The organism is Pseudomonas sp. 44 R 15 (genome assembly GCF_900004965.1).
Classification (GTDB): domain Bacteria; phylum Pseudomonadota; class Gammaproteobacteria; order Pseudomonadales; family Pseudomonadaceae; genus Aquipseudomonas; species Aquipseudomonas orientalis_A.
Map to the genome: position 1 here is coordinate 192,186 of NZ_CVTU01000099.1, position 25,344 is coordinate 217,529.

At 61.3% G+C, this 25,344-nt stretch carries 25 protein-coding genes and 1 pseudogene; 18 read left to right on the top strand and 8 right to left on the bottom strand.

The window, feature by feature from the left end:
• Nucleotides 1–187 precede the first annotated feature (187 nt).
• On the bottom strand, nt 188–1,681 hold the full coding sequence (locus BFP93_RS17115) for an aldehyde dehydrogenase (RefSeq protein ID WP_065893970.1): 1,494 nt from the start codon (nt 1,679–1,681) through the stop codon (nt 188–190).
• 230 nt (nt 1,682–1,911) lie between these two features.
• Between BFP93_RS17115 and BFP93_RS17120 the strand changes: the two genes are divergently transcribed.
• The gene (locus BFP93_RS17120; protein WP_065886947.1) at nt 1,912–2,274 is read left to right on the top strand and encodes a cupin domain-containing protein; all 363 of its coding nucleotides are present in this window, start codon (nt 1,912–1,914) and stop codon (nt 2,272–2,274) included.
• 254 nt (nt 2,275–2,528) lie between these two features.
• Here the strand turns inward: BFP93_RS17120 and rpmG are convergent, their stop codons facing one another.
• Together rpmG and rpmB are read right to left on the bottom strand one after the other, a co-directional pair.
• A complete protein-coding gene (gene rpmG / locus BFP93_RS17125) occupies nt 2,529–2,684 on the bottom strand; it encodes a 50S ribosomal protein L33 (protein ID WP_003176906.1) in 156 nt (51 codons plus the stop codon).
• Nucleotides 2,685–2,695: 11 nt separating this feature from the next.
• Nucleotides 2,696–2,929, bottom strand: a complete 234-nt coding sequence (gene rpmB, locus BFP93_RS17130; protein WP_003176907.1) for a 50S ribosomal protein L28 — start codon at nt 2,927–2,929, stop codon at nt 2,696–2,698.
• A gap of 458 nt (nt 2,930–3,387) precedes the next feature.
• On the opposite strand from rpmB, the gene BFP93_RS17135 reads away from it, so the two are divergent.
• Nucleotides 3,388–4,980 carry an ABC transporter substrate-binding protein gene (locus tag BFP93_RS17135; protein WP_065893971.1) on the top strand — a complete coding sequence of 531 codons (1,593 nt, stop codon included), beginning with the start codon at nt 3,388–3,390 and terminating at the stop codon, nt 4,978–4,980.
• A gap of 54 nt (nt 4,981–5,034) precedes the next feature.
• Here the strand turns inward: BFP93_RS17135 and radC are convergent, their stop codons facing one another.
• A complete protein-coding gene (gene radC / locus BFP93_RS17140) occupies nt 5,035–5,709 on the bottom strand; it encodes a RadC family protein (RefSeq protein ID WP_065893972.1) in 675 nt (224 codons plus the stop codon).
• A gap of 154 nt (nt 5,710–5,863) precedes the next feature.
• Here radC and coaBC point away from each other — a divergent pair, with 154 nt between their 5' ends.
• The 4 genes and pseudogenes from coaBC (at nt 5,864) to argB (ending at nt 10,121) form a co-directional block, all read left to right on the top strand.
• Nucleotides 5,864–7,072, top strand: coding sequence for a bifunctional phosphopantothenoylcysteine decarboxylase/phosphopantothenate--cysteine ligase CoaBC (gene coaBC, locus BFP93_RS17145; protein ID WP_010207499.1), 1,209 nt, complete (start codon nt 5,864–5,866; stop codon nt 7,070–7,072).
• 5 nt (nt 7,073–7,077) lie between these two features.
• Entirely contained in the window at nt 7,078–7,533 is a 456-nt protein-coding gene (dut, locus tag BFP93_RS17150; RefSeq protein ID WP_065893994.1) for a dUTP diphosphatase, read from the top strand.
• A gap of 246 nt (nt 7,534–7,779) precedes the next feature.
• Nucleotides 7,780–9,195 (top strand): annotated as a pseudogene (locus BFP93_RS17155) (phosphomannomutase/phosphoglucomutase); the annotation flags it as partial.
• A gap of 20 nt (nt 9,196–9,215) precedes the next feature.
• Nucleotides 9,216–10,121: an acetylglutamate kinase gene (gene argB, locus BFP93_RS17160; RefSeq protein WP_065893973.1), complete on the top strand. Its 906-nt coding sequence runs from the start codon at nt 9,216–9,218 to the stop codon at nt 10,119–10,121.
• A gap of 132 nt (nt 10,122–10,253) precedes the next feature.
• Here argB and pyrE read toward each other — a convergent pair whose 3' ends face one another.
• Nucleotides 10,254–10,898 (bottom strand): orotate phosphoribosyltransferase, encoded by a 645-nt coding sequence (gene pyrE / locus BFP93_RS17165; RefSeq protein ID WP_015373297.1) that lies wholly within the window; start codon nt 10,896–10,898, stop codon nt 10,254–10,256.
• A gap of 82 nt (nt 10,899–10,980) precedes the next feature.
• On the opposite strand from pyrE, the gene BFP93_RS17170 reads away from it, so the two are divergent.
• Nucleotides 10,981–11,760 (top strand): exodeoxyribonuclease III, encoded by a 780-nt coding sequence (locus BFP93_RS17170; protein ID WP_003195493.1) that lies wholly within the window; start codon nt 10,981–10,983, stop codon nt 11,758–11,760.
• A gap of 223 nt (nt 11,761–11,983) precedes the next feature.
• Here the strand turns inward: BFP93_RS17170 and BFP93_RS17175 are convergent, their stop codons facing one another.
• Both BFP93_RS17175 and rph read right to left on the bottom strand, forming a co-directional pair.
• Complete coding sequence (locus tag BFP93_RS17175; protein WP_065893974.1) at nt 11,984–12,352, bottom strand: DUF4870 domain-containing protein; 369 nt, start codon at nt 12,350–12,352, stop codon at nt 11,984–11,986.
• Nucleotides 12,353–12,374: 22 nt separating this feature from the next.
• Complete coding sequence (rph, locus tag BFP93_RS17180; protein ID WP_016975928.1) at nt 12,375–13,097, bottom strand: ribonuclease PH; 723 nt, start codon at nt 13,095–13,097, stop codon at nt 12,375–12,377.
• A 289-nt stretch (nt 13,098–13,386) separates the two neighbouring features.
• Between rph and BFP93_RS17185 the strand changes: the two genes are divergently transcribed.
• From BFP93_RS17185 to BFP93_RS17210, 6 genes are all read left to right on the top strand, one after another.
• Nucleotides 13,387–14,250: a YicC/YloC family endoribonuclease gene (locus BFP93_RS17185; RefSeq protein WP_065886942.1), complete on the top strand. Its 864-nt coding sequence runs from the start codon at nt 13,387–13,389 to the stop codon at nt 14,248–14,250.
• A gap of 10 nt (nt 14,251–14,260) precedes the next feature.
• Entirely contained in the window at nt 14,261–14,881 is a 621-nt protein-coding gene (gene gmk, locus BFP93_RS17190) for a guanylate kinase (protein WP_003213284.1), read from the top strand.
• Between the two features lie 167 nt (nt 14,882–15,048).
• A complete protein-coding gene (gene rpoZ / locus BFP93_RS17195) occupies nt 15,049–15,312 on the top strand; it encodes a DNA-directed RNA polymerase subunit omega (protein ID WP_003176920.1) in 264 nt (87 codons plus the stop codon).
• A 60-nt stretch (nt 15,313–15,372) separates the two neighbouring features.
• Nucleotides 15,373–17,478, top strand: a complete 2,106-nt coding sequence (spoT, locus tag BFP93_RS17200; protein ID WP_058424246.1) for a bifunctional GTP diphosphokinase/guanosine-3',5'-bis pyrophosphate 3'-pyrophosphohydrolase — start codon at nt 15,373–15,375, stop codon at nt 17,476–17,478.
• A 39-nt stretch (nt 17,479–17,517) separates the two neighbouring features.
• Complete coding sequence (locus BFP93_RS17205; RefSeq protein ID WP_003176922.1) at nt 17,518–17,898, top strand: RidA family protein; 381 nt, start codon at nt 17,518–17,520, stop codon at nt 17,896–17,898.
• Between the two features lie 56 nt (nt 17,899–17,954).
• Nucleotides 17,955–18,695 (top strand): hypothetical protein, encoded by a 741-nt coding sequence (locus tag BFP93_RS17210; protein WP_065893975.1) that lies wholly within the window; start codon nt 17,955–17,957, stop codon nt 18,693–18,695.
• Between the two features lie 187 nt (nt 18,696–18,882).
• On the opposite strand, the gene BFP93_RS17215 is transcribed toward BFP93_RS17210, so the two are convergent.
• The gene (locus tag BFP93_RS17215; protein ID WP_065893976.1) at nt 18,883–19,734 is read right to left on the bottom strand and encodes an SDR family oxidoreductase; all 852 of its coding nucleotides are present in this window, start codon (nt 19,732–19,734) and stop codon (nt 18,883–18,885) included.
• Between the two features lie 190 nt (nt 19,735–19,924).
• Here BFP93_RS17215 and exbB point away from each other — a divergent pair, with 190 nt between their 5' ends.
• The 5 genes from exbB to recG all read left to right on the top strand — a co-directional run bounded on the left by exbB (nt 19,925) and on the right by recG (nt 25,233).
• Entirely contained in the window at nt 19,925–20,896 is a 972-nt protein-coding gene (gene exbB / locus BFP93_RS17220) for a tonB-system energizer ExbB (RefSeq protein WP_065893977.1), read from the top strand.
• Between the two features lie 6 nt (nt 20,897–20,902).
• On the top strand, nt 20,903–21,328 hold the full coding sequence (gene exbD, locus BFP93_RS17225; protein WP_003195519.1) for a TonB system transport protein ExbD: 426 nt from the start codon (nt 20,903–20,905) through the stop codon (nt 21,326–21,328).
• Complete coding sequence (locus BFP93_RS17230; protein ID WP_065886937.1) at nt 21,325–22,071, top strand: energy transducer TonB family protein; 747 nt, start codon at nt 21,325–21,327, stop codon at nt 22,069–22,071. The genes exbD and BFP93_RS17230 overlap by 4 nt, the downstream gene beginning before the upstream one ends.
• A gap of 157 nt (nt 22,072–22,228) precedes the next feature.
• A complete protein-coding gene (locus BFP93_RS17235) occupies nt 22,229–23,149 on the top strand; it encodes a hydrogen peroxide-inducible genes activator (RefSeq protein WP_057723306.1) in 921 nt (306 codons plus the stop codon).
• 8 nt (nt 23,150–23,157) lie between these two features.
• Nucleotides 23,158–25,233: an ATP-dependent DNA helicase RecG gene (gene recG / locus BFP93_RS17240; RefSeq protein ID WP_065886936.1), complete on the top strand. Its 2,076-nt coding sequence runs from the start codon at nt 23,158–23,160 to the stop codon at nt 25,231–25,233.
• Nucleotides 25,234–25,344 lie beyond the last annotated feature (111 nt).

A 25,344-nucleotide genomic window follows, 5' to 3' on the forward strand; every position in this document is an offset into this window, starting at 1 on the left:
TGGGGCAAGAGCGTTTTGCTTACTTTTGCGCTTTTCAAAAGTGAGCCGCTGTAAAAGCGGAACCCTAAGCAGCCGTTACCGCAGAAACGGATATTTACTCAACCCAATCCAACACCCTGGTCGGCCCAGAGGCCGCCATCGGGGGCAAGCCCCCTCCCACAGTTGCCCTGCGCTGTTTCCAGCAGGGTTACAGCTTGATCCAGGTCGCCTTCAGTTCGGTATATTTGTCGAACGCATGCAGCGATTTATCGCGACCGTTACCCGACTGCTTGAAGCCCCCGAACGGAGCGGTCATGTCGCCACCGTCGTACTGGTTGACCCACACGCTACCGGCACGCAGGGCCTTGGCAGTCAGGTGCGCCTTGGAGATGTCCGCCGTCCACACCCCCGCCGCCAGGCCATATTGGGTGTCGTTGGCGATGGCGATGGCTTCTTCGGCGCTGTCGAAGGTGATTACCGACAGTACCGGACCAAAGATTTCTTCCTGGGCAATTTTCATGGCGTTGGTCACACCGTCGAAAATGGTCGGTTCGACGTAGGTGCCACCGGTTTCTTCCAGCGTGCGCTTGCCACCGGCGACCAGCTTGGCGCCATCGGCATGGCCGGCTTCGATGTACGAGAGCACGTTGTTCATCTGCTGGGTGTCCACCAGCGCACCCACGTTGGTGGCGGGGTCCAGCGGGTTACCGGGCTTCCAACCCTTGAGGGCCTCGATGACCAGCGGCAGGAAAGTGTCCTTGATCGAACGCTCCACCAGCAGGCGCGAACCGGCGGTGCAGACTTCACCTTGGTTGAAGGCGATGGCGCTGGCGGCGGAGTTGGCGGCGGCTTGCAGGTCCGGCGCATCGGCAAACACGATGTTCGGGCTCTTGCCGCCTGCTTCCAGCCACACACGCTTCATGTTCGATTCGCCGGAGCGGATCAACAGCTGCTTGGCAATTTTGGTGGATCCGGTAAACACCAGGGTGTCCACGTCCATGTGCACCGCCAGCGCGTTACCCACGGTGTGGCCATAGCCCGGCAGCACGTTGAGCACGCCTTTTGGAATGCCGGCTTCAACGGCCAGGGCGGCGATACGGATGGCGGTCAGCGGGGACTTTTCCGACGGTTTGAGAATTACCGAGTTACCGGTCGACAGGGCCGGGCCGAGTTTCCAGCAGGCCATCATCAGCGGGAAGTTCCACGGAACGATCGCACCGACTACGCCCACGGGCTCACGGGTCACCAGCCCCAGTTGATCATGGGGCGTGGCCGCCACTTCATCATAGATCTTGTCGATTGCCTCGCCGCTCCAGCTCAGGGCATTGGCCGCGCCGGGGACGTCGATGTTCAGGGCGTCGCTGATCGGCTTGCCCATGTCCAGGGTTTCCAGCAGCGCCAGCTCTTCGGCATTGGCCTTGAGCAGCGCGGCGAAACGGATCATGACGGACTTGCGCTTGGCCGGTGCCAGGCGCGACCAGACCCCGGAATTGAAAGTGGCACGGGCGTTTTCCACGGCACGCTGGGCGTCGGCGGCGTCACAGCTGGCCACGGTGGCGAGCAGACGACCATCGACCGGACTGATGCATTCGAACGTATCACCGGAAACGGCGGCGGTGTACTCGCCATTGATGTACGCGCGGCCTTCGATTTTCAGGTCCTTGGCGCGTTGTTCCCAGTCGGCACGGGTCAGGGTGGTCATGCAAGTCTGCTCCTCTTATTGGATACAAGGGCCTGGAAGATTGATCCCGGCGCCTCCACGAATGCTTGCCTGGCCAGCCTGCTGTTCGGCTCAAGGCACTTGCCACCCTAAACCAGCGGCTGGGGATGTTTCAATATATTTGACATAACGGCGGCAAACGCCCTTGCGATGTTCATTTTAATAAACATAGACTTTGGCCTCTCCAAACGCAGGCCAGACGGGATAAGCACATGAGCATCCAGGACATCGTCGATTTCAGCCAAGCCAATACCGCCCCCGATCGCTATCGCCCTGCCGCCGAGAAAATCCTCAAGGGCGACCCTGAACAGACGATCTACAACCACTACAACAGCCCCTGCGGGCAAATGAACGCGGGCGTCTGGGAAGGCGAAGTCGGGCAGTGGACGGTCAATTACACCGAGCATGAATATTGCGAGATCGTGCAGGGAGTTTCCGTACTGCGTGATGCCCAAGGCAATGCCAAAACCTTGCGCGCCGGCGACCGCTTCGTCATCCCGGCCGGCTTCAGCGGCACCTGGGAAGTGCTGGAAGCGTGCCGCAAGATCTACGTGGTGTTCGAACAGAAAGCCTGATCAGCGCATTCCAGGCAAAAAAAAGCCCGTATCGTGAGTTTGTTGATCGTTCCCATGCTCTGCGTGGGAATGCATCCTGTGACGCTCTGCGTCACCACCGCGCAGATCTCGGATCTTTGCGCCAAAACCGGGACGCGGAGCGTCCGGGGCGGCGTTTCCACGCGGAGCGTGGGAACGATCAGACGATCAGACGCCAGGCAAAAAAAAGCCCGTATCGTGAGATACGGGCTTTTTTTCACAAGGAAGGAAATCAATTACTTGATTTTGCCTTCTTTGTAGATCACGTGCTTGCGAACGCGCGGGTCGAACATTTTCTTTTCGAGCTTGTCCGGGGTAGTACGCTTGTTCTTGTCGGTAGTGTAGAAGTGACCAGTACCGGCGCTAGAGATCATTCGAATCAATTCACGCATGATAGAGCTCCTTAGATCTTGCCGGCGGCGCGGATTTCGGCCAGCACGACAGTGATGCCACGCTTGTCGATGATACGCATGCCTTTGGCAGATACACGCAGGCGAACAAAACGTTTCTCTTCTTCAACCCAGAAGCGATGATGCTGCAGGTTCGGCAGGAAACGACGACGGGTTTTGTTATTTGCGTGGGAAATGTTATTCCCAGTCACCGGACCCTTACCGGTAACTTGACAGACTCTCGACATGCCTCAGCCCTCTAAAACCACATGCCCAACCCGGCATGGGTTGGCCGCTTAATCTCTCAGTCATTTGGCGCCAGGCGCCGCGTTTCTTTAGGGTCTTACCGGCTACACCTACAAGCGAAGGAACCGGGCCCCTAGAAAAGAGCGCTGCTTTATACCAGAAAGACCCAGGTGCAACAACAGCGAGTGTGTTTTTACCTGAGTAAATCTCGGCCATTGGCGCCTGAACCGTTGCCAGGAGGGGCCGCTGTAACAGCCGACCGCTCGTCGCACAGAATGATTTTCAGCGCCTGCAGGCACTCTGACCTGCACGTTGAAACGCGCTGAGGCGCCATCAAAACAGCATTTTGGCCAAAAGCACAGGCAAAAATGGGCTAGTCATTTAATCAACAGGCCACTACGGTAGGGCTTTTCCAGACTGCACTCGCAGATGGGCCTTCGATCTGCACAGGAAACCGAATATGCGCCTCGCTGCCCTACCGCTATTGCTAGCCCCCCTTTTCATCGCTCCGATGGCCGTTGCCGCCACCAATTTAAGCGTTTGCACCGAGGCCAGCCCCGAAGGGTTCGACGTGGTGCAGTACAACTCGTTGACCACCACCAACGCCTCGGCGGATGTGCTGATGAACCGTCTGGTGGACTACGACGCTACCGCCGGCAAGCTGGTGCCGAGCCTGGCAGACAGCTGGGACGTCTCCCCGGATGGCCTGACCTACACGTTCAAATTGCACCCGAACGTGAAATTCCATCGCACCGAGTATTTCACCCCCAGCCGCACCCTGACGGCCGAAGACGTGCGCTTCAGCTTCGAACGTATGCTCGACCCGGCCAACCCGTGGCACAAGATCGCCCAGAGCGGCTTCCCCCACGCGCAATCACTGCAGTTGCCGGCGCTGATCAAGAAGATCGATGCCCTCGACCCGCTGACCGTGCGCTTCACCCTTGATCACGCCGACTCCACGTTTCTTGCAGCGCTGAGCATGGGCTTTGCCTCGATCTACCCGGCCGAATATGCCGACAAACTGCTCAAGGCCGGCACCCCGGAGAAGCTCAACAGCCAGCCCATTGGCACCGGCCCGTTCGTTTTCGTGCGTTTCCAGAAGGATGCGGTGGTGCGCTACAAGGCCAACCCGGACTACTTCGCCGGCAAACCGACTGTGGATAACCTGATCTTCGCCATCACGCCGGATGCCAATGTGCGCCTGCAGAAACTGCATCGCGACGAGTGCCAGATCGCCCTTTCGCCCAAGCCCCTGGATGTGGGCGAGGCCGAAAAAGACCCGGCGCTGAAGGTGGAAAAAACCGCCGCCTTCATGACCGCCTTCGTCGCCATCAACAGCAAGCACCCGCCACTGGACAAGCCCGAGGTACGCCAGGCGATCAACCTGGCCTTTGACAAAGGCAGCTACCTGAAGGCGGTATTCGAAGGCACCGCCGAAGCGGCCAATGGTGTCTACCCGCCCAATACCTGGAGCTACGCCAAGGACTTGCCGGGTTATCCACAAGACCTTGCCAAAGCCAAGGCACTGCTGAACCGCGCCGGCCTCAAGGACGGCTTCAAAACCACGATCTGGACACGCCCTACCGGCAGCCTGCTGAACCCCAACCCGAATCTTGGCGCTCAGTTGCTGCAGGCCGATCTGGCCAAGGTCGGCATCCAGGCCGACATCCGCGTGATCGAGTGGGGCGAGTTGATTCGCCGCGCCAAAGCCGGCGAACACGACCTGCTCTTCATGGGCTGGGCCGGTGACAATGGCGACCCGGACAACTTCCTGACCCCGCAATTTTCCTGCGCAGCCGTCAAATCCGGTACCAACTTCGCCCGCTACTGCGACCCTGCGCTGGACAAGCTGATCAGCGCCGGCAAGACCACCAGCGAACAGGGCGTGCGCACCAAGCTCTACCAGCAGGCCCAGGCGCAGATCCAGCAGCAGGCCCTGTGGCTGCCCCTGGCGCATCCCACGGCGTTTGCCCTGACACGCAAGAATATCGAGGGCTATCAGGTGAGCCCGTTTGGCCGGCAGGATTATTCCAAGGTCAGCGTCAAGCCTTAAGCTGCAAGCTGCAAGCCGACTTGTGGCTTGCAGCTCTAAACGTGCAGCGGCCCTCTACATCCATCCGTATTCCGCCATCGACAACGGATCACCATCGCCCACGATGATGTGGTCCAGCACCCGTACGTCCACCATTTCCAGGGCTTTTTGTAGAATCTTGGTCAATTTTCGATCAGCCGGGCTGGGGTCTACGCTTCCCGAAGGATGGTTGTGGCACAGGATCAACGCTGCCGCGTTGTACGCCAGCGCACGCTTGACCACTTGCCGGGGATAGACCAGGGCGGTATCGATGGTGCCTTCGCAGAGCGCCTCGAAACCCAGCACCCGATGCTTGGAGTCGAGAAACAGGCAGCCAAACACTTCGTGAGACTCATGACGCAGCAGCGCCTTGAGGTATTCGCGGACGGCCAGCGGGCTTTCCAGCACCGAATCGTTGCGCAGGCGCTCGGCCATGTGGCGCCGGGACATTTCCAGCACCGCCTGCAATTGGGCAAACTTCGCCGGCCCCAGGCCCAGCTGCTGATTGAACAGCGCCTGGCTGGCCTCCAGCAGCGGGCGCAACCCACCGAATTGCGCCAGCAGATGACGCGCCAGGTCCACGGCGCTCCTGCCGGATACGCCGGTGCGCAGGAAAATCGCCAGCAATTCGGCATCGGACAGACTGGCCGCGCCCCACTCCAACAGCTTCTCTCGCGGCCGCTCGGCAGCAGGCCAATTGCGAATACTCATCCCACCTCCCTTCCATGATGTACGCCGTATGCGCCGCTGTTGCCGGGCGGACGCTGTGTTATCGTAGGCCCTCTTTTTTGCATGCGATTTCACCTGGGGAGGGGTCATCGCAGGCGTCACTGAACTGGCTTCACTGAACTGGAAAGGCAAACCAATGCAGCGTCTGTATCGGAAACGCATCGTTCTCGGCGTCGGCGGCGGCATTGCCGCCTACAAGAGCGCGGAACTGGTTCGCAGGCTCCTGGACCAGGGCGCCGAAGTGCGCGTGGTCATGACCCGTGGTGGCAGTGAGTTCATCACCCCGCTGACCATGCAGGCCTTGTCCGGCCACCCGGTTCACCTGGACCTGCTGGACCCGGCGGCCGAAGCCGCCATGGGCCATATCGAACTGGCCAAATGGGCCGACCTGGTGCTCATCGCGCCGGCGACCGCCGACCTGATCGCACGCCTGGCCCAGGGCATCGCCGATGACTTGCTGACCACCCTGGTACTGGCCACCGACGCCACTGTCGCCATTGCCCCGGCGATGAACCAGGCCATGTGGCGCGACCCGGCCACCCAGGCCAACACCCAACTCCTGCAAAGCCGTGGCCTCAAGGTCTTCGGCCCGGCGTCCGGCAGCCAGGCCTGCGGCGACGTCGGCATGGGCCGCATGCTCGAAGCCACCGACCTGGCGCTGTGTGCCGCCGAATGCTTCCAGCACCTGGCCCTGACCGGCAAACACGTACTGATCACTGCGGGCCCGACTCAGGAAAACATCGACCCGGTGCGCTACATCACCAACCATAGCTCAGGAAAAATGGGCTTTGCCCTGGCTGAAGCTGCGGTTGAGGCAGGCGCACGTGTGACCCTGATCACCGGCCCGGTGCATTTACCGACGCCCGATCGTGTGACCCGAATCGACGTAGTCAGCGCCCGCGACATGCTGGCGGCCTGTGAAGCGGCCATTCCGTGCGACCTGTTCATCGCCTCGGCAGCGGTTGCAGACTACCGGCCGGAAGTCGTTGCACCGCAAAAGCTCAAGAAAGACCCTACAAGCGGCGATGGTCTGCTCCTGCAAATGGTACGCAACCCAGACATTCTGGCCACCATTGCCACACGTGCGGACCGTCCGTTCAGCGTCGGCTTCGCCGCCGAGACCGAACATTTGCTGGACTACGCCGCGCGCAAATTGAAAGACAAAAACCTCGACCTGATCGTTGCCAATGATGTCGCCAACCCGAGCATCGGCTTCAACAGTGAGGAAAATGCCATCAGCGTGATCGACCGCGAGTTGCACGCCACCGTTTTCGCCCAGACCAGCAAGGGCAAGATAGCCCGCCAACTGATCTCTTTTATCGCCCAACGGCTGAACCAGGTTTAATGTCCATGCACGCTTTGCAAGCCAAGATCCTCGACCCACGCATCGGTAGCCAATTCCCCCTTCCGGCCTACGCCACCCCAGGCTCCGCCGGCCTGGACCTGCGCGCCATGCTCCAGCAGGACACGGTCCTGGAGCCGGGCCAGACGATCCTGATCCCCACCGGCCTGTCGATCTACGTCGGCGACCCGGGCCTGGCGGCCCTGATCCTGCCGCGCTCCGGCCTGGGCCACAAACACGGCATCGTGCTGGGCAATCTGGTGGGCCTGATCGACTCCGACTACCAGGGCGAATTGATGGTGTCGTGCTGGAACCGCGGCCAGACCGCGTTCAACATTGCGGTCGGCGAGCGTATCGCCCAACTGGTGCTGGTGCCGGTGGTCCAGGCGCAGTTCGAACTGGTGCAGGAATTCGACGAAACCCATCGCGGCGCAGGTGGTTTTGGGCATTCCGGCAGTCACTGACTAAGCTGAACAGGGCCGGGCGCAATTGCCCGGCCAGACGCCACCGCCAGGTTTTTCAGGATGAAGAATGCGCGAAAATTATCAGCGGATTTTATTAAATAAAATCAACAGGTTACGCAGATATGAGCGCAGGACTGAAGCTCCGATGGCACTTTTACACCACGAACTCTCTGCCGAAAACGTCGTCATACCCTTCAGTTTGAGCCTGCCGGCCAGCCACATCAGGCCAGCCTTGCCCCCTTTCAGATGGAGTTTCCCCCCGCGATGAGTACCGCAGCCCGCGTAGCCCCGAGCTTTCCCGACAGCATCTTCCGTGCCTATGACATTCGTGGCGTGGTGCCCAAGACCCTGACCGCCGAAACCGCCTACTGGATCGGCCGCGCCATCGGCTCACAGAGCCTGGCCCAGGGCGAGCCGAACGTGTCGGTCGGTCGTGACGGCCGCCTGTCCGGCCCGGAGCTTGTGGAGCAACTGATCCAGGGCCTGGCGGACAGCGGGTGCCATGTCAGCGACGTCGGCCTGGTGCCTACGCCTGCGTTGTATTACGCCGCCAACGTCCTGGCCGGCAAGTCCGGCGTCATGCTGACCGGCAGCCACAACCCGTCGGACTACAACGGCTTCAAAATCGTTATCGCCGGCGACACCCTCGCCAACGAACAGATCCAGGCCCTGCACACTCGCCTGAAAACCAACGACCTGAGCAGCGGCACCGGCAGCATCACCAAGGTCGACATCCTGCAGCGCTACTCCGACGAAATCACCCGCGACGTCAAACTCGCCCGCCGCCTCAAAGTGGTGGTGGATTGCGGCAACGGCGCGGCCGGCGTGATCGCTCCGCAATTGCTCGAAGCCCTCGATTGTGAAGTGATTCCCCTGTTCTGCGACGTCGACGGCAACTTCCCCAACCACCACCCGGACCCCGGCAAGCCGGAAAACCTGGTGGACCTGATCGCCAAGGTCAAGGAAGTGGGCGCCGACGTCGGCCTGGCCTTCGACGGCGACGGCGACCGCGTGGGCGTGGTGACCGAAACCGGCGAGATCGTGTACCCGGACCGCCTGCTGATGCTGTTCGCCCGTGACGTGGTGGCGCGCAACGCCAACGCCGAAATCATCTTCGACGTGAAGTGCACTCGTCGCCTCACGCCGCTGATCAAGGAATACGGCGGTCGCCCGCTGATGTGGAAGACCGGTCACTCGTTGATCAAAAAGAAAATGAAGGAAACCGGTGCCTTGCTGGCCGGCGAAATGAGCGGTCACGTATTCTTCAAGGAGCGCTGGTTCGGTTTCGACGATGGCATTTACAGCGCTGCGCGCCTGCTGGAGATACTCAGCAAGGAAAAATCCACCGCGCAAGCGCTGTTTCAGACCTTCCCGAATGATATTTCTACGCCAGAGATCAATATCCATGTGACCGAGGAGAGCAAATTCAGCATCATTGACGCATTGCACGATGCGCAATGGGGCGAAGGCGCCAACCTGACCACCATTGATGGTGTGCGAGTCGATTACGCCAAAGGCTGGGGCCTGGTTCGTGCGTCCAACACCACACCGGTGCTGGTGCTGCGTTTCGAGGCGGATACCGAGGCTGAGTTGCAGCGCATCAAGGACGTCTTTCACGTCCAGTTGAAACGTGTTGCCCCTGATCTCCAATTACCGTTCTGATTTTTTCACCGGAGCCCTGAATGACCCTCGAACGCGAAGCCGCTGCCAACACCGCCAAGGTCCTGTCCGAAGCGTTGCCTTACATTCGACGCTATGTCGGCAAGACGCTGGTGATCAAGTACGGCGGCAATGCCATGGAAAGCGACGAGCTGAAAACCGGCTTTGCCCGCGACATCGTGCTGATGAAAGCCGTGGGGATCAACCCGGTTGTCGTCCACGGCGGTGGGCCGCAAATCGGCGACCTGCTCAAGCGTTTGTCGATCGAGAGTCACTTCATCGATGGCATGCGCGTCACTGACGCGCAGACCATGGACGTGGTGGAAATGGTGCTCGGTGGCCAGGTCAACAAGGACATCGTCAACCTGATCAACCGCCACGGCGGCAGCGCCATTGGCCTGACCGGCAAGGACGCGGAACTGATCCGCGCGAAAAAACTGACCGTGACGCGCCAGACACCGGAAATGACCCAGCCGGAAATCATCGACATCGGCCAGGTGGGCGAAGTGATCGGCATCAACACCGATCTGCTCAACCTGCTGGTCAAGGGTGACTTCATCCCGGTGATCGCGCCTATCGGCGTGGGCGCCAACGGTGAGTCGTACAACATCAACGCCGACCTGGTGGCGGGCAAGGTGGCTGAGGCACTGAAGGCTGAAAAGCTGATGCTGCTGACCAACATCGCCGGCCTGATGGACAAGGAAGGCCAAGTGCTGACCGGCCTGACGACGCAACAAGTCGACGAACTGATCGCCGATGGCACCATCTACGGCGGCATGCTGCCGAAAATCCGCTGCGCGCTGGAAGCCGTGCAAGGCGGCGTCGGCAGCTCGCTGATCCTGGATGGCCGGGTGCCGAACGCGATCCTGCTGGAAATCTTCACCGATACGGGTGTAGGTACGCTGATCAGCAATCGCAAGCGTCCTTAAAAACGCTGAAAACAAATGTGGGAGGGGGCTTGCCCCCGATGGCGGCGTATCAGTTGGAGTATCCAGCACTGATGCACCGCTATCGGGGGCAAGCCCCCTCCCACATTTGCCTGCGCCTGCAATACTTCCGGTTTAAACGCCAAACTGCTCGCGATACGCACGCACCGCCGGCAGGTGCTGCTTGAGCTGCGGATCATCCTCCAGGAACTGCAACACCTGGTTCAACGACACAATGCTCACCACCGGAATGCCGAAGTCACGCTCCACTTCCTGGATCGCCGACAATTCGCCGTTGCCACGCTCCTGGCGGTTCAGCGCAATCAGCACGCCGGCGGCCCTGGCGCCGTCCTGGGAGGCGATGATCTGCATCACCTCGCGGATCGCGGTGCCGGCGGTGATCACGTCATCGATGATCAGCACATCGCCGGTCAACGGGGCTCCGACCAGGCTGCCACCTTCACCATGGGCCTTGGCTTCCTTGCGGTTGAAGCACCACGGCAGGTCCTGCCCATGATGCTCCGCCAGGGCCACCGCCGTCGCCGCAGCCAGGGGAATGCCCTTGTAGGCCGGACCAAACAACACGTCGAAGGAAATACCGCTTTCAACAATGGCGGCCGCGTAGAAACGCCCCAACTGAGCCAGGGCCGAGCCGGAGTTGAACAAGCCTGCGTTGAAGAAATACGGGCTGGTGCGCCCGGACTTGAGGGTGAACTCACCGAAGCGCAAAACCCCGCGATCGATGGCAAAACGAATGAAATCGCGTTGATACGCCTGCATGAAAAAAGCCTCAGATACCACGGATTTAGCTAATTAGGTGGACGGCGTGTATCATACACGCACGCGATTTTTGGGGCCATTTATGCGGATCATCAGTGTGAACGTTAATGGTATTCAGGCTGCAGTCGAGCGTGGTTTGCTCAGTTGGCTGCAAGCACAGAATGCCGACGTCATCTGCCTGCAGGACACACGCGCCTCCGCCTTTGAACTGGACGACCCAGCCTTCCAACTGGATGGCTACTTCCTTTATGCCTGCGATGCCGAAGTGCCCACCCAAGGTGGCGTGGCTTTGTACTCGCGGTTGCAACCCAAGGCGGTCATCAGCGGCCTCGGCTTCGAGACAGCCGACCGCTATGGGCGTTACCTGCAAGCCGATTTCGACAAGGTCAGCATCGCGACCTTGCTGCTTCCTTCGGGGCAGAACGGCGATGAAGACTTGAACCAGAAATTCAAGCTAATGGACGATTTCGCCCGTTATCTGGATAAACAGCGACGCAAACGTCGCGAGTACATTTATTGTGGCTCGCTGTACGTGGCGCAACAGAAGCTGGATATCAAGAACTGGCGCGACAGCCAGCAATCCCCGGGCTTCCTGGCGCCGGAACGGGCCTGGATGGACGAGATTGTCGGCAACATGGGCTATGTCGACGCCCTGCGCGAAGTCAGCCGTGAAGGCGACCAGTACAGCTGGTGGCCGGATAACGAACAGGCCGAAATGCTCAACCTGGGCTGGCGTTTCGACTACCAGTTGCTGACCCCGGGCCTGCGCCGGTTCGTGCGCAGTGCACGCCTGCCGCGCCAGCCGCGCTTCTCTCAGCACGCGCCGCTGATCGTGGACTACGACTGGACCTTGACCATCTGAGGTCTTTCTCCAGGTACAAAAAAACCGACAGTGATGTGATCGTTCCCACGCTCTGCGTGGGAATGCATCCCGTGACGCTCCGCGTCACCATTACGCAAATGCCGGATTTTCGCTTACAGCAGGACGCGGAGCGTCCCGGGCGGCATTCCCACGCGGAGCGTGGGAACGATCAAACCGGGTATAAAAAACCGACAGTGATGTCGGTTTTTTTGTGGGCAACCGTTTACTTCACCAGACGCCAGGTCCACGGATAACGGTAGGCGATGCCCTTATTCGCCTTGATACCGGCAATGATCGTCAGTATCAACGCGCCAATCACCAGCACGGTCATCAACAAAAAGCCGATGACCACGAAACCCAGCAGCAGGCACACCAGCCAGGCGATCGCCACCGTGATCTGGAAGTTCAGGGCTTCCTTGCCCTGATCATCGATCAGCGGGTCCACGTCCTTCTTGAACTGCCACAGGATCAACGGCCCCAACAAACTGCCGAAGGGGAATACCAACCCTGCAAACGCGGCGAAATGACACAACATCGCCAACTGGCGTACTTCCCTGGACGGTGCCGGAACCGGTAACTGGCTGTCATTCATCGCGCTTCTCCTGAGGACCGGCTTAGTCAGCCAGTGCGGCGTTCTGCAGTTCGAAAATTTCGGTCATGCCTTTCTGGGCCAGGGCCAGCATGGCGTTCAGCTCGGCCGGCTGGAATGGCGCGCCTTCGGCGGTGCCCTGCACTTCGATGAAACCACCGGTGCTGGTCATGACCACGTTCAGGTCGGTCTCGGCGGCCGAGTCTTCCAGGTAGTCCAGGTCCAGCACCGGCTCGCCCTGGTACATGCCGACCGAGACGGCGGCGATCATTTGCTTGAGCGGGTCACCGCCCTTGAGGCCGCCGCGCTTCTTGATCACTTTCAGTGCGTCGACCAGGGCCACCATGGCGCCGGTAATCGACGCGGTACGGGTGCCGCCATCGGCCTGGATCACGTCACAGTCGACGTACAGGGTCACATCGCCCAGCTTGGACATGTCCAGGGCCGCGCGCAGGGAACGGCCGATCAGGCGCTGGATTTCCAGGGTACGCCCGCCTTGCTTGCCACGGCTGGCTTCACGCTGGTTACGCTCGCCCGTGGCGCGCGGCAGCATGCCGTACTCGGCGGTCAACCAACCCTGGCCCTGGCCCTTGAGGAAACGCGGCACGCCGTTCTCGACGCTGACGGTGCAGATCACCTTGGTATCACCAAACTCGACCAGTACGGACCCCTCGGCGTGTTTGGTGTAGTTGCGGGTGATGCGGATCGAGCGGAGCTGATCGGCAGCGCGACCACTTGGACGTTTCATAGGGAATTCCTGTACTGAGGACGAAAAACTGCCGAGCATTATAGAGCCGCCAGCCGATTCGGGGCACTTCTAAAAATCCGGTTACGAATACGCGCGTTTGGGCGTGCTCGCCCCACTGCGCTACAATCGCGCCCCTTCGTTACTGTGCAGGAGCGAGCTTGCTCGCGAAAAACGTCAACGATCACGCGCTCCTCCTGATTTAACGCGGCGCCCTGGAGTTCTTCGCGAGCAAGCTCGCTCCTACAGGTCGGCCTGGCCAATCTCTATTTCTCCAACGCGAGGTACCTCCATGGTGCACAGCATGACCGCCTTTGCCCGTGTCGAAAAAGCCGGCGCCCAAGGCACCCTGAGCTGGGAATTGCGCTCGGTCAACAGTCGTTACCTGGAGCCGCATCTACGCCTGCCCGAGTCTTTCCGCGACCTCGAAGGCGCCGTACGTGAAGCGTTGCGCCAGGGTATTTCCCGCGGCAAGCTGGAATGCACCCTGCGCTTTACTGAAGAAACCACCGGCAAACCGCTGCAGGTCGACCGCGACCGCGCCGCGCAACTGGTCGCCGCCGCCGAAACCATTGCCGGCCTGATCAAGCAGCCCGCCGCGCTGAACCCCCTGGAAGTCCTGGCCTGGCCCGGCGTGCTGGTGGCCGACGCCGCCGACCCGCAAGCCTTGAACGCCCAGGCGCTGGCACTCTTCACCCAGGGCCTGGACGAACTCAAGGCCGGCCGTGAACGCGAAGGCGCCGAACTGGCCCGCCTGATCAACGAGCGCCTGACGTCGATCGAAGCGGACGTCGTCACCCTGCGCGAACTCGTACCGCAGATGCTCGCCACCCAGCGCCAGAAGGTCCTGGACCGCTTCGCCGACATGCAGGCCGACCTCGACCCCGTGCGCCTGGAGCAGGAGATGGTGCTGCTGGCCCAGAAGAGCGACGTCGCCGAAGAGCTCGATCGCCTGAGCACCCACATCCTCGAAGTGCGCCGCGTGCTCAAGTCCGGCGGTGCCGCCGGTCGGCGCCTGGACTTCCTGATGCAGGAACTCAACCGCGAAGCCAATACACTCGGCTCCAAGGCGTTCGATCCGCGCAGCACCACGGCGGCGGTCAACCTCAAGGTGTTGATCGAGCAGATGCGCGAACAAGTACAGAATATTGAGTAAGGCAACCTCCATGACCCACAGCACCGGCACCCTTTACATCATTTCCGCCCCCTCGGGCGCGGGCAAGAGCAGCCTGGTCAAGGCCCTGACCGACGCTGACGAGCAGATCCGCATCTCGGTTTCCCACACCACCCGCGCCATGCGCCCGGGTGAAGTGAACGGCGTGCACTATCACTTCGTCGAGCGTACCGAGTTCGTCAAGATGATCGAACACGGTGACTTCCTGGAGCGCGCCGAAGTGTTCGGCAACCTCTACGGCACCTCGCAAAGCCACCTGCAGCAGACGCTGGATGAAGGCCATGACCTGATTCTGGAAATCGACTGGCAGGGCGCCGAACAGGTACGCCAACTGATGCCCAAGGCGCGCTCGATCTTCATCCTGCCGCCCTCGCTTGAAGCCTTGCACCAGCGCCTGACCAACCGCGGCCAGGACAGTGACGAGATCATCGAAGGTCGCATGCGTGAAGCCGTCAGCGAAATGAGCCACTACGTCGACTACGACTACCTGATCATCAATGACGATTTTGCCCACGCGCTGGACGATTTGAAGGCGATTTTCCGCGCCAATCAGCTGCAGCAAAAGCGCCAACAGCAGCGTTTCGGCAAATTACTCGCCGAACTGCTCGGCTGATTGGCCCTTCCCAAAATGGCTGCAAGGGCTTTACATTGGCACTTGTAGCGGTTTTGCGAGGGCCGGAGAAAAATCAGCGCTTCCCTAAACGCTGGTGTTTTTTTAAACTGCTCAGTCCGCTCGCCCAACCGGGCAGCGCGCATCTTGCATTCGCTCCGAGGAATACCATGGCCCGCGTAACCGTTGAAGACTGCCTAGAACACGTGGATAACCGCTTTGAGCTGGTCATGCTCTCTACCAAGCGTGCCCGTCAACTGGCCACTGGCGGCAAAGAGCCCCTGGTCCAGTGGGAAAACGACAAGCCTACCGTTGTGGCCCTGCGCGAAATCGCTGAAGGCCTGATGAGCTACGAGTTCATCGCCAACGCTGAAATCGTTGAAGACGAACCGCTGTTTGCAGCGTTCGAGGACGAGTCCAACGAGGCCGTCTAAGCCTATGCCTGGTCGACGTAGCACGGCGCGGGGTCACAGCCTTCGGCAGGAGTTCACACTTTGCCGAGCATAGACGCCCTCGCCGATCGCTTATCGGCCTACCTCGGCCCCGACCAGGTCAACCTGGTCCGCCGAGCGTATTTCTACGCCGAACAAGCCCACGACGGCCAACGCCGTCGTAGCGGTGAGGCGTATGTCACCCATCCTCTTGCGGTGGCAAATATTCTTGCCGACATGCACATGGACCATCAGAGCCTGATGGCCGCGATGCTGCATGACGTGATCGAAGACACCGGCATCGCCAAGGAAGCGCTCAGCGCGCAATTTGGCGAAACCGTGGCCGAACTGGTCGACGGGGTCAGCAAACTGACCCAGATGAATTTCGAGACCAAGGCCGAAGCCCAGGCGGAAAACTTCCAGAAGATGGCCATGGCCATGGCGCGCGATATCCGCGTGATCCTGGTCAAGCTGGCCGACCGGCTGCACAACATGCGCACGCTGGAAGTGCTCTCCGGCGAAAAACGCCGGCGCATCGCCAAGGAAACCCTGGAAATCTACGCGCCCATCGCCAACCGGCTGGGCATGCATGCCATTCGTATCGAGTTCGAAGACCTCGGCTTCAAGGCCATGCACCCGATGCGCTCGGCGCGCATCTACCAGGCGGTCAAACGCGCCCGGGGCAACCGCAAGGAAATCGTCAACAAGATCGAAGAGTCCCTGAGCCATTGCCTGGCGATCGACGAGATCGAAGGCGAAGTCAGCGGACGGCAGAAACACATCTACGGCATCTACAAGAAGATGCGCGGCAAGCGCCGGGCCTTCAACGAGATCATGGACGTGTATGCGTTCCGGATCATCGTCGACAAGGTCGATACCTGCTACCGCGTGCTGGGCGCTGTACATAATTTGTACAAACCCCTGCCCGGCCGCTTCAAGGATTACATCGCGATCCCCAAGGCCAACGGCTACCAGTCGCTGCACACCACGCTGTTCGGCATGCACGGCGTACCGATCGAGATCCAGATCCGTACCCGCGAAATGGAAGAGATGGCCAACAACGGCATCGCCGCCCATTGGCTGTACAAGTCCAGCGGCGATGAGCAGCCAAAGGGCACCCACGCCCGCGCCCGCCAGTGGGTCAAGGGCGTGCTGGAAATGCAGCAACGTGCCGGCAACTCCCTGGAATTCATCGAAAGCGTGAAGATCGACCTGTTCCCGGACGAGGTCTACGTGTTCACGCCCAAAGGCCGCATCATGGAGCTGCCCAAAGGCTCCACAGCGGTCGACTTTGCCTATGCCGTGCACACCGACGTGGGCAACAGCTGCATTGCCTGCCGGATCAATCGTCGCCTCGCGCCGCTGTCCGAACCGCTGCAGAGCGGTTCCACGGTCGAGATCGTCAGTGCACCCGGCGCGCGCCCGAACCCGGCCTGGCTCAACTTCGTGGTCACCGGCAAGGCGCGCACGCACATCCGCCACGCCTTGAAACTGCAGCGCCGTTCCGAGTCCATCAGCCTGGGCGAACGCCTGCTGAACAAGGTCCTCAACGGTTTCGACAGCGCCCTGGACAAGATCCCGCAGGAGCGCGTGCAAGCGATGCTCCACGAGTACCGTCAGGAAACTATCGAAGACCTGCTGGAAGATATCGGCCTGGGCAACCGCATGGCCTACGTGGTTGCGCGCCGCCTGCTCGGCGAGGGCGAACAGTTGCCAAGCCCGGAAGGCCCGCTGGCAATTCGCGGCACCGAGGGCCTGGTGCTCAGCTACGCCAAATGCTGCACACCGATCCCGGGCGATCCGATTGTCGGCCACTTGTCGGCGGGCAAAGGCATGGTGGTGCACTTGGACAACTGCCGCAACATCACCGAAATCCGTCACAACCCGGAAAAATGCATCCAGCTTTCCTGGGCCAAGGATGTTACCGGCGAATTCAACGTCGAGCTGCGCGTGGAGCTGGAGCACCAGCGCGGCTTGATCGCCCTGCTGGCCAGCAGCGTCAACGCGGCCGACGGCAATATCGAGAAAATCAGCATGGACGAACGCGATGGGCGCATCAGCGTGGTCCAGCTGGTGGTCAGCGTGCACGACCGCGTGCACCTGGCCCGCGTGATCAAGAAGCTGCGCGCGCTGACCGGGGTGATTCGCATCACCCGCATGCGTGCATAAACCTGCCAACAAGCCATCGCCCATTACAAGGAGTCATTCATGACCAAGACAGTAATCACCAGCGACAAAGCCCCGGCCGCCATCGGTACTTATTCCCAGGCGATCAAGGCGGGCAACACCGTCTACATGTCCGGCCAGATCCCGCTGGACCCAAAGACCATGGAACTGGTGGAAGGCTTCGAGGCACAGACCGTACAGGTCTTCGAAAACCTCAAGTCCGTGGCTGAAGCGGCCGGCGGCTCGTTCAAGGACATCGTCAAGCTGAACATCTTCCTGACCGACCTGAGCCACTTCGCCAAGGTCAACGAGATCATGGGCAAGTACTTCGAACAGCCGTACCCGGCCCGCGCCGCCATCGGTGTTGCTGCCCTGCCAAAGGGCGCGCAGGTTGAAATGGACGCGATTCTGGTCATCGAGTAAAAACACCCGGCGCAGCTTCAATCGCTGCGCCGACTTTGTTTCAGAAGGATTTAGTCATGCGCAAAGCGCTTGTAGCCTCTTCGTTGCTCGCCCTGCTGCTCGGCGGCTGTGCCAGCAACCCTGCCAATCTGGATGTCAGCGGGACCTGGGTCAACCAGGCCGCCATCGATGCGGCAGCCAAGGGCGGCCCTTTGCGCGAAGCCTTGCAGACCTTTGGCCCGAACCTGGAATGGGAGGTCAACACCAAGGCCTTGCAGGCACGCTACTACAACGGTTTTGAAGTAGCGGAAGGCAAGTTGCTGACTGACAAGCCCGGCGCCTGGAGCGTGGAGTTCTACGGCAGCGCTGCCACCGAACTCAAGCGCAGAGGCAAAAAGCTGCTGCAGGTGGCCAACGACAATGAGCCTGAGCAACTGTTCATGCGCCCCAAGGACCCGGCTCCAGAGGGCGCGCCACTGGGCGCCAACTTCGAACGGGCGCTGTATGCGGCCTACATGGGCGGGGACTGGAAGATCACCGACGGTGTCGGCAATGGCGCCACCGTACAATTCCAGGCTGATGGCAAGATTGTCGGCCTGCCTGGTGTGGACCGCTATTCCCTATGCCTGGCGGGCGATTGCGCCTCGATGAGCGGCGGTTATGACAGCATCTGGCTGCAACTGAACGGCGTGGGCAATCCGTGGATCTTTGCGCGCAAGGGCAAGCAACTGGAGATTTTCCAGGCGATCAACACGGCGCAAGCGGATGAAGTGCCGCAGTTCACGCCTGGCCCTCGCCAATGGTTGCTTGAAAAGTAATAACCGACCAGATACGCAGCTAAATGTGGGAGGGGGCTTGCCCTAATGCCGGTCTGTAGGAGCGAGCTTGCTCGCGAAAAACGTCAACGATAACGCGTGCTTTCTGAATGAACGCGGTGCCTGTGAGTTTTTCGCGAGCAAGCTCGCTCCTACAGATGGCGGTGTACGCTTAACTCTTTAATCGTATTCAGCCTTTTAAAATAGCGGCATACCCTTCACGGTAAGTCGGATAGGTCGGTGCCCAACCCAGCGCCTTGGCCCGCGCATTACTGCATTGCTTGCTGCCCGCCCGCCGCACACTGGCGTCCTCGGACCACTCTGTCACGCCCAGATACTCACGCAACCAGCCCACCACTTCGGCCAAGGGTGCGGGCGCGTCGTCGACGCCGATATAGACCTTGTCCAGCGAATCGCCCTGCTCCACATGACGCAGCAAAAACGCCAGCAAACCCGCCGCGTCATCCGCGTGAATCCGGTTGCCATATAAAGGCGGGTCGATCGCCACGCGGTAACCCTGGCGAACCTGGGTCAACAGCCACTCACGGCCCGGGCCGTAAATGCCGGTCAATCGCACCACGCTTGCCGGAATGCCGCTGTTGAGCGCCACCTGCTCGGCTTCGAGCATGACCTGGCCGGAATAACCTTTGGCCCGGGTTTCAGAGGTTTCGTCGACCCACTCGCCATTCTGCTGCCCGTACACACTGCTGCTGGACACGAACAACAGATGCCTGGGCGCCTGGCCGTAATCCTGCAACCACTCCAGCACATGCTTCAAACCCTGCACATACGCTGCGCGATAGCCGGCCTCGTCGTGGTCAGTGGCTGCGGCGCAGTACACCAGGTAATCCACCCCGCCGATCGGCCAGGTCTCAGGGCAGTCTTTATTGAACAGGTCGCCGGCAATGCCGATAACGCCCTCGGGAAGGCGTGAAATATCGCGGCGCAGGCCATGAACCTCCCATCCTCCGGCCAGCAATTGGCTAGCCAGCCGACTACCCACATCACCGCAACCGACAATCACAACAGAAGGCGCAGACATCATAAAACTCCATTCTCAAAGGCCCAGATTAGCCGCGCGAGAGGATCAACGGCCAGTAAAAAGCGAAATAAAGTAACAGTGCCACTTTAGTTAACAAGAATTACTTGCAATAATAACCACCCATTTGTCCTCGGCCCACAGGGGTCTGGCAGGACGATCAACCCTTTATTTTCACTCAGGTCCGGCCAGCATGACACGTAATACAAACCCCGCTTCGCCAACCAAGCCTCACAGCCCATCCCGCGCCTGGCGTGCGATTGCTGCGATGCTGTTCAGCATACTGCTGGCGCCGACCGCCGCTTTCGCTGATGCCACCGCACCTGCCGCTCCAGCCGCTGCCGAGCAGAACGCCGCCACTCCGGCTGCTCCAGCCGCCGCGCCAACCGCCGACCAGGCCCCGGCTGCAGCACCTGCCGACGAAACCGGCGTAGTGCTGGAAGAAGACAACACCCTGGGCATGGCACACGACCTGTCCCCGTGGGGCATGTACCAGAACGCCGACCGGGTGGTGAAAGCCGTGATGATCGGCCTGGCCATCGCCTCCATCATTACCTGGACCATCTGGATCGCCAAAGGCTTCGAGCTGCTGGGCGCCAAGCGTCGCCTGCGCACTGAAATCGTCCACTTGAAAAAAGCCACCACCCTCAAGGAAGCGAGTGAAACCGCGACCAAGAAGGGCACCCTGGCCAATACCCTGGTGCACGACGCGCTGGAAGAAATGCGCCTGTCGGCCAACACCCGCGAAAAAGAAGGCATCAAGGAGCGTGTCAGCTTCCGCCTTGAGCGCCTGGTTGCCGCCTGCGGCCGTAACATGAGCAGCGGCACCGGCGTGCTGGCCACCATCGGTTCCACTGCGCCCTTCGTCGGCCTGTTCGGTACCGTGTGGGGCATCATGAACAGCTTCATCGGCATCGCCAAGACCCAGACCACCAACCTCGCCGTGGTCGCCCCCGGCATCGCCGAAGCCCTGCTGGCGACCGCCCTGGGCCTGGTTGCCGCGATTCCTGCGGTGGTGATCTACAACGTCTTCGCCCGTTCGATTGCCGGCTACAAGGCCCAGGTGTCGGATGCCTCGGCAGAAGTCCTGCTGCTGGTCAGCCGCGACCTCGATCACCTGCCTACCGAGCGCAGCTCGCAACCGCACATGGTGAAAGTGGGGTAATCGGCCATGGGCCTGCATTTGAATCAAGGCGACGACGAGCTCGTCGAGAACCACGAAATCAACGTCACACCGTTTATCGATGTGATGCTGGTGCTGCTGATCATCTTCATGGTGGCCGCACCGTTGGCCACCGTGGATATCAAGGTCGACCTTCCCGCCTCCAGCGCCAAGCCGGCGCCACGGCCGGAGAAGCCGATTTTCCTCAGCGTGAAAGCGGACCAACGTCTGTTCCTGGGTGAAGAAGAAGTCAAGGCTGAAACCCTGGGGCCGGTGCTCGACGCCAAGACCCAAGGCAAGAAAGACACGACGATCTTCTTCCAGGCCGACAAGGGCGTGGACTACGGCGACCTGATGAGCGTGATGGATGCCCTACGGGCAGCCGGCTACCTCAAGGTAGGCCTGGTCGGACTTGAGACGGCAGCCAAGAAATGATCACGACGCGCCACAAACTGACGCGTTATGGCACCAGCCTCGCAGTCGTGCTGGGCGTGCATGCCGTCGCGATCATCATCGCGCTCCAATGGTCCGCGCCCCAGGCGATCCAGTTGCCGCCGGCCGCGATGGTCATCGACCTGGCACCCTTGCCGGCGCCACCGCCGCCTCCGGCACCGCCCAAGGTCGTTGCGCCACCGCCGCCACCGGTCGAGGAGCTGCCTCTGCCGAAACTGGCCGAGGCGCCCAAGCCAACGATCCAGGTGCCCAAGCCGGTCAAGCCCAAGCCCAAGCCTCAACCGCCCAAGCCGGTGGAGAAGAAGCCCGAGCCGCCCAAGGAAAAACCTTCCGAGGAGCCACCGAGCGAAACCCCGCCGAGCAACGCGCCTGCGCAAAAATCAGCGCAGCCCGCCCCCGGCCCATCTGCACAACAGATGGCCGCCCAGGCATCCTGGCAAAGTACCCTGCTGGCACACCTGCAGAAGTACAAGAAGTACCCGCCGGGCGCGCAGCAGCGTGGCAAGGAAGGCATGAACCGCCTGCGCTTCGTGGTTGATGGCGAAGGCAATGTGCTGTCCTATGAGTTGGAAGGCCGCTCCGGCAACGCCGACCTGGACCGCGCGACGCTGGACATGATCCGCAAGGCTCAACCCTTGCCCAAACCGCCAGCCGACCTGTTGAAAAACGGCAGTGTGGAACTCGTCGCACCGTTTGTTTACAACATCGACAAGCGGCGCCGCTAGCCGGGCAATGTGGGAGGGGCGCGTTCCCTCCCACATTCGCTTGCTCGCTTCAGCAAAATTCCCGCCACTCCACGCTCAATCCCCAGCAAAGTTCTGATAACGTGCGTCTATCGATTGCAGCCGGTATGCTTGGCCCGCAACTTCATGGACGCCCGCTATGACTCTTACAGAATTACGCTACATCGTGACCCTCGCCCAGGAACAGCATTTCGGCCACGCGGCCGAGCGCTGCCACGTCAGCCAGCCGACGCTGTCGGTGGGCGTGAAAAAGCTTGAAGACGAACTCGGTGTACTGATTTTCGAGCGCAGCAAAAGCGCCGTGCGCCTCACCCCCGTGGGCGAAGGCATCGTTGCCCAGGCCCAGAAAGTGCTGGAGCAGGCGCAAAGCATTCGCGAACTGGCCCAGGCCGGCAAGAACCAGCTGACCGCACCGCTCAAGGTCGGCGCCATTTACACCGTCGGCCCCTACCTGTTCCCGCACCTGATCCCGCAACTGCACCGCGTCGCGCCGCAGATGCCGCTGTATATCGAAGAAAACTTCACCCACGTCCTGCGCGACAAACTGCGCAACGGCGAGCTGGATGCGATCATCATCGCCCTGCCGTTCAATGAGGCGGATGTGCTGACGCTGCCGCTCTACGATGAGCCGTTCTATGTGCTGATGCCGGCCTCCCACCCGTGGACCAAAAAGGACAGCATCGACGCCGGTCTGCTCAACGACAAGAGCCTGCTGCTGCTCGGTGAAGGCCACTGCTTCCGCGACCAGGTCCTGGAAGCCTGCCCAACACTGACCAAGGGCAACGACGGCGCCAAGCACACCACGGTGGAATCCAGCTCCCTGGAAACCATTCGCCATATGGTCGCGTCCGGCCTGGGTATTTCGATCCTGCCGTTGTCGGCGGTAGACAGCCATCACTACGCCCCCGGCGTGATCGAAGTGCGCCCACTCACGCCACCGGTGCCCTTCCGCACCGTGGCCATCGCCTGGCGCGCCAGCTTCCCGCGCCCCAAGGCGATTGAGATCCTCGCCGACTCGATCCGCCTGTGCTCGGTGGCCAAACCGCCTGCTGCGAGCTAAGTAACGGTATGACAGAGCTGTCGCAGGTGCCGGTGACGGCACTCAAGGGTGTCGGTGAAGCCATGGCCGAGAAACTGGCCAAGGTCGGCCTGGAAAACCTTCAGGACGTGCTGTTCCACCTGCCGCTGCGCTACCAGGATCGCACCCGGGTCGTGCCCATTGGCCATTTGCGCCCTGGTCAGGACGCGGTGATCGAAGGCACTGTCAGCGGCGCCGACGTGGTCATGGGCAAGCGCCGCAGCCTGGTGGTGCGCCTGCAGGACGGTACCGGCGGCCTGAGCCTGCGTTTCTATCACTTCAGCAATGCGCAGAAAGAAGGCCTCAAGCGCGGCACCCGCGTGCGCTGCTACGGCGAAGCGCGTCCGGGGGCCTCGGGCCTGGAGATCTACCACCCGGAGTACCGCGCCATAACCGGCGACGAACCGCCTCCGGTGGACACCACCCTCACGCCTATCTACCCGCTGACCGAAGGCCTCACCCAGCAACGCCTGCGTCAATTGTGCATGCAGACCCTGACGATGCTCGGCCCGCAAAGCCTGCCCGACTGGCTGCCGCTGGAACTGGCGCGCGACTATCAACTGGCACCGCTGGCCGATGCGATTCGCTACCTGCACCACCCGCCGGCCGACGCCGATGTCGACGAGCTCGCCCTCGGCCATCACTGGGCGCAGCATCGCCTGGCCTTCGAAGAATTGCTGACCCATCAACTGTCCCAGCAGCGCCTGCGCGAAAGCATGCGCTCGCTGCGCGCTCCGGCGATGCCCAAGGCCACGCGCCTGCCCGCGCAATACCTGGCCAACCTGGGCTTTGCCCCCACCGGCGCCCAGCAACGCGTCGGCAACGAGATTGCCTACGACCTCAGCCAGCAGGAACCGATGCTGCGCCTGATCCAGGGCGATGTGGGCGCGGGCAAGACCGTGGTCGCCGCCCTCGCCGCCTTGCAGGCCCTGGAAGCCGGTTACCAGGTCGCGCTGATGGCACCCACGGAAATTCTCGCTGAACAACACTTCATCACCTTCAAACGCTGGCTCGAGCCGCTGGGACTGGAAGTCGCGTGGCTGGCCGGCAAGCTCAAGGGCAAGAACCGCGCGGCCTCCCTCGAGCAAATCGCCGCCGGCGCGCCCATGGTGGTGGGCACCCATGCACTGTTCCAGGACGAAGTGCAGTTCAAGAACCTGGCGCTGGTGATCATCGACGAACAGCACCGCTTCGGCGTGCAACAGCGCCTGGCCCTGCGCCAGAAAGGCGTCGGCGGGCGCATGAACCCGCACCAATTGATCATGACCGCCACGCCGATCCCACGCACACTGGCCATGAGCGCCTACGCCGACCTCGACACCTCGATCCTCGACGAACTGCCGCCCGGCCGCACGCCGGTCAACACCGTGCTGGTCACCGACACGCGGCGCGTCGAAGTGATCGAGCGGGTGCGCGGCGCCTGCGCCGAAGGCCGCCAGGCGTACTGGGTGTGTACGCTGATCGAAGAGTCCGAAGAGCTGACCTGCCAGGCCGCCGAAACCACCTATGAAGACCTCACCAGCGCCCTGGGCGAACTCAAGGTGGGGCTGATCCACGGCCGGATGAAACCGGCCGAAAAAGCTGCGGTGATGGCCGAGTTCAAGGCCGGCAACCTGCAATTGCTGGTGGCCACCACTGTGATCGAAGTGGGTGTGGACGTGCCCAACGCCAGCCTGATGATCATTGAAAACCCCGAGCGCCTGGGCCTGGCTCAACTGCACCAATTGCGCGGCCGCGTCGGTCGGGGCAGCGCCGCCAGCCATTGCGTGTTGCTGTATCACCCGCCGCTGTCGCAGATCGGCCGCCAACGGCTGGGCATCATGCGCGAAACCAACGACGGTTTTGTCATTGCCGAAAAAGACCTCGAGTTGCGCGGTCCTGGCGAAATGCTCGGCACCCGCCAGACCGGCCTGCTGCAATTCAAGGTCGCCGACCTGATGCGCGACGCCGACCTGCTGCCCGCCGTGCGCGACGCAGCGCAAGCCCTGCTGGAGCGTTGGCCGGAGCATGTCAGCCCGTTGCTCAACCGCTGGCTGCGGCACGGGCAGCAATACGGCCAGGTCTGACGCCCCTCCCCCTGTAGGAGCGAGCTTGCTCGCGAAAACCACCCTGACGACGCGGTCATCCAGAATGCCAGCGTTATCGTTAACGATTTTCGCGAGCAAGCTCGCTCCTAC

What these genes read in the sequence shown, in the direction of transcription:
- BFP93_RS17115 (WP_065893970.1), bottom strand. Translation starts at nt 1,681, where the DNA reads ATGACCACCCTGACCCGTGCCGACTGGGAACAACGCGCCAAGGACCTG.
- BFP93_RS17120 (WP_065886947.1), top strand. Translation starts at nt 1,912, where the DNA reads ATGAGCATCCAGGACATCGTCGATTTCAGCCAAGCCAATACCGCCCCC.
- rpmG (WP_003176906.1), bottom strand. Translation starts at nt 2,684, where the DNA reads ATGCGTGAATTGATTCGAATGATCTCTAGCGCCGGTACTGGTCACTTC.
- rpmB (WP_003176907.1), bottom strand. Translation starts at nt 2,929, where the DNA reads ATGTCGAGAGTCTGTCAAGTTACCGGTAAGGGTCCGGTGACTGGGAAT.
- BFP93_RS17135 (WP_065893971.1), top strand. Translation starts at nt 3,388, where the DNA reads ATGCGCCTCGCTGCCCTACCGCTATTGCTAGCCCCCCTTTTCATCGCT.
- radC (WP_065893972.1), bottom strand. Translation starts at nt 5,709, where the DNA reads ATGAGTATTCGCAATTGGCCTGCTGCCGAGCGGCCGCGAGAGAAGCTG.
- coaBC (WP_010207499.1), top strand. Translation starts at nt 5,864, where the DNA reads ATGCAGCGTCTGTATCGGAAACGCATCGTTCTCGGCGTCGGCGGCGGC.
- dut (WP_065893994.1), top strand. Translation starts at nt 7,078, where the DNA reads ATGCACGCTTTGCAAGCCAAGATCCTCGACCCACGCATCGGTAGCCAA.
- argB (WP_065893973.1), top strand. Translation starts at nt 9,216, where the DNA reads ATGACCCTCGAACGCGAAGCCGCTGCCAACACCGCCAAGGTCCTGTCC.
- pyrE (WP_015373297.1), bottom strand. Translation starts at nt 10,898, where the DNA reads ATGCAGGCGTATCAACGCGATTTCATTCGTTTTGCCATCGATCGCGGG.
- BFP93_RS17170 (WP_003195493.1), top strand. Translation starts at nt 10,981, where the DNA reads ATGCGGATCATCAGTGTGAACGTTAATGGTATTCAGGCTGCAGTCGAG.
- BFP93_RS17175 (WP_065893974.1), bottom strand. Translation starts at nt 12,352, where the DNA reads ATGAATGACAGCCAGTTACCGGTTCCGGCACCGTCCAGGGAAGTACGC.
- rph (WP_016975928.1), bottom strand. Translation starts at nt 13,097, where the DNA reads ATGAAACGTCCAAGTGGTCGCGCTGCCGATCAGCTCCGCTCGATCCGC.
- BFP93_RS17185 (WP_065886942.1), top strand. Translation starts at nt 13,387, where the DNA reads ATGGTGCACAGCATGACCGCCTTTGCCCGTGTCGAAAAAGCCGGCGCC.
- gmk (WP_003213284.1), top strand. Translation starts at nt 14,261, where the DNA reads ATGACCCACAGCACCGGCACCCTTTACATCATTTCCGCCCCCTCGGGC.
- rpoZ (WP_003176920.1), top strand. Translation starts at nt 15,049, where the DNA reads ATGGCCCGCGTAACCGTTGAAGACTGCCTAGAACACGTGGATAACCGC.
- BFP93_RS17205 (WP_003176922.1), top strand. Translation starts at nt 17,518, where the DNA reads ATGACCAAGACAGTAATCACCAGCGACAAAGCCCCGGCCGCCATCGGT.
- BFP93_RS17210 (WP_065893975.1), top strand. Translation starts at nt 17,955, where the DNA reads ATGCGCAAAGCGCTTGTAGCCTCTTCGTTGCTCGCCCTGCTGCTCGGC.
- BFP93_RS17215 (WP_065893976.1), bottom strand. Translation starts at nt 19,734, where the DNA reads ATGTCTGCGCCTTCTGTTGTGATTGTCGGTTGCGGTGATGTGGGTAGT.
- exbB (WP_065893977.1), top strand. Translation starts at nt 19,925, where the DNA reads ATGACACGTAATACAAACCCCGCTTCGCCAACCAAGCCTCACAGCCCA.
- exbD (WP_003195519.1), top strand. Translation starts at nt 20,903, where the DNA reads ATGGGCCTGCATTTGAATCAAGGCGACGACGAGCTCGTCGAGAACCAC.
- BFP93_RS17230 (WP_065886937.1), top strand. Translation starts at nt 21,325, where the DNA reads ATGATCACGACGCGCCACAAACTGACGCGTTATGGCACCAGCCTCGCA.
- BFP93_RS17235 (WP_057723306.1), top strand. Translation starts at nt 22,229, where the DNA reads ATGACTCTTACAGAATTACGCTACATCGTGACCCTCGCCCAGGAACAG.
- recG (WP_065886936.1), top strand. Translation starts at nt 23,158, where the DNA reads ATGACAGAGCTGTCGCAGGTGCCGGTGACGGCACTCAAGGGTGTCGGT.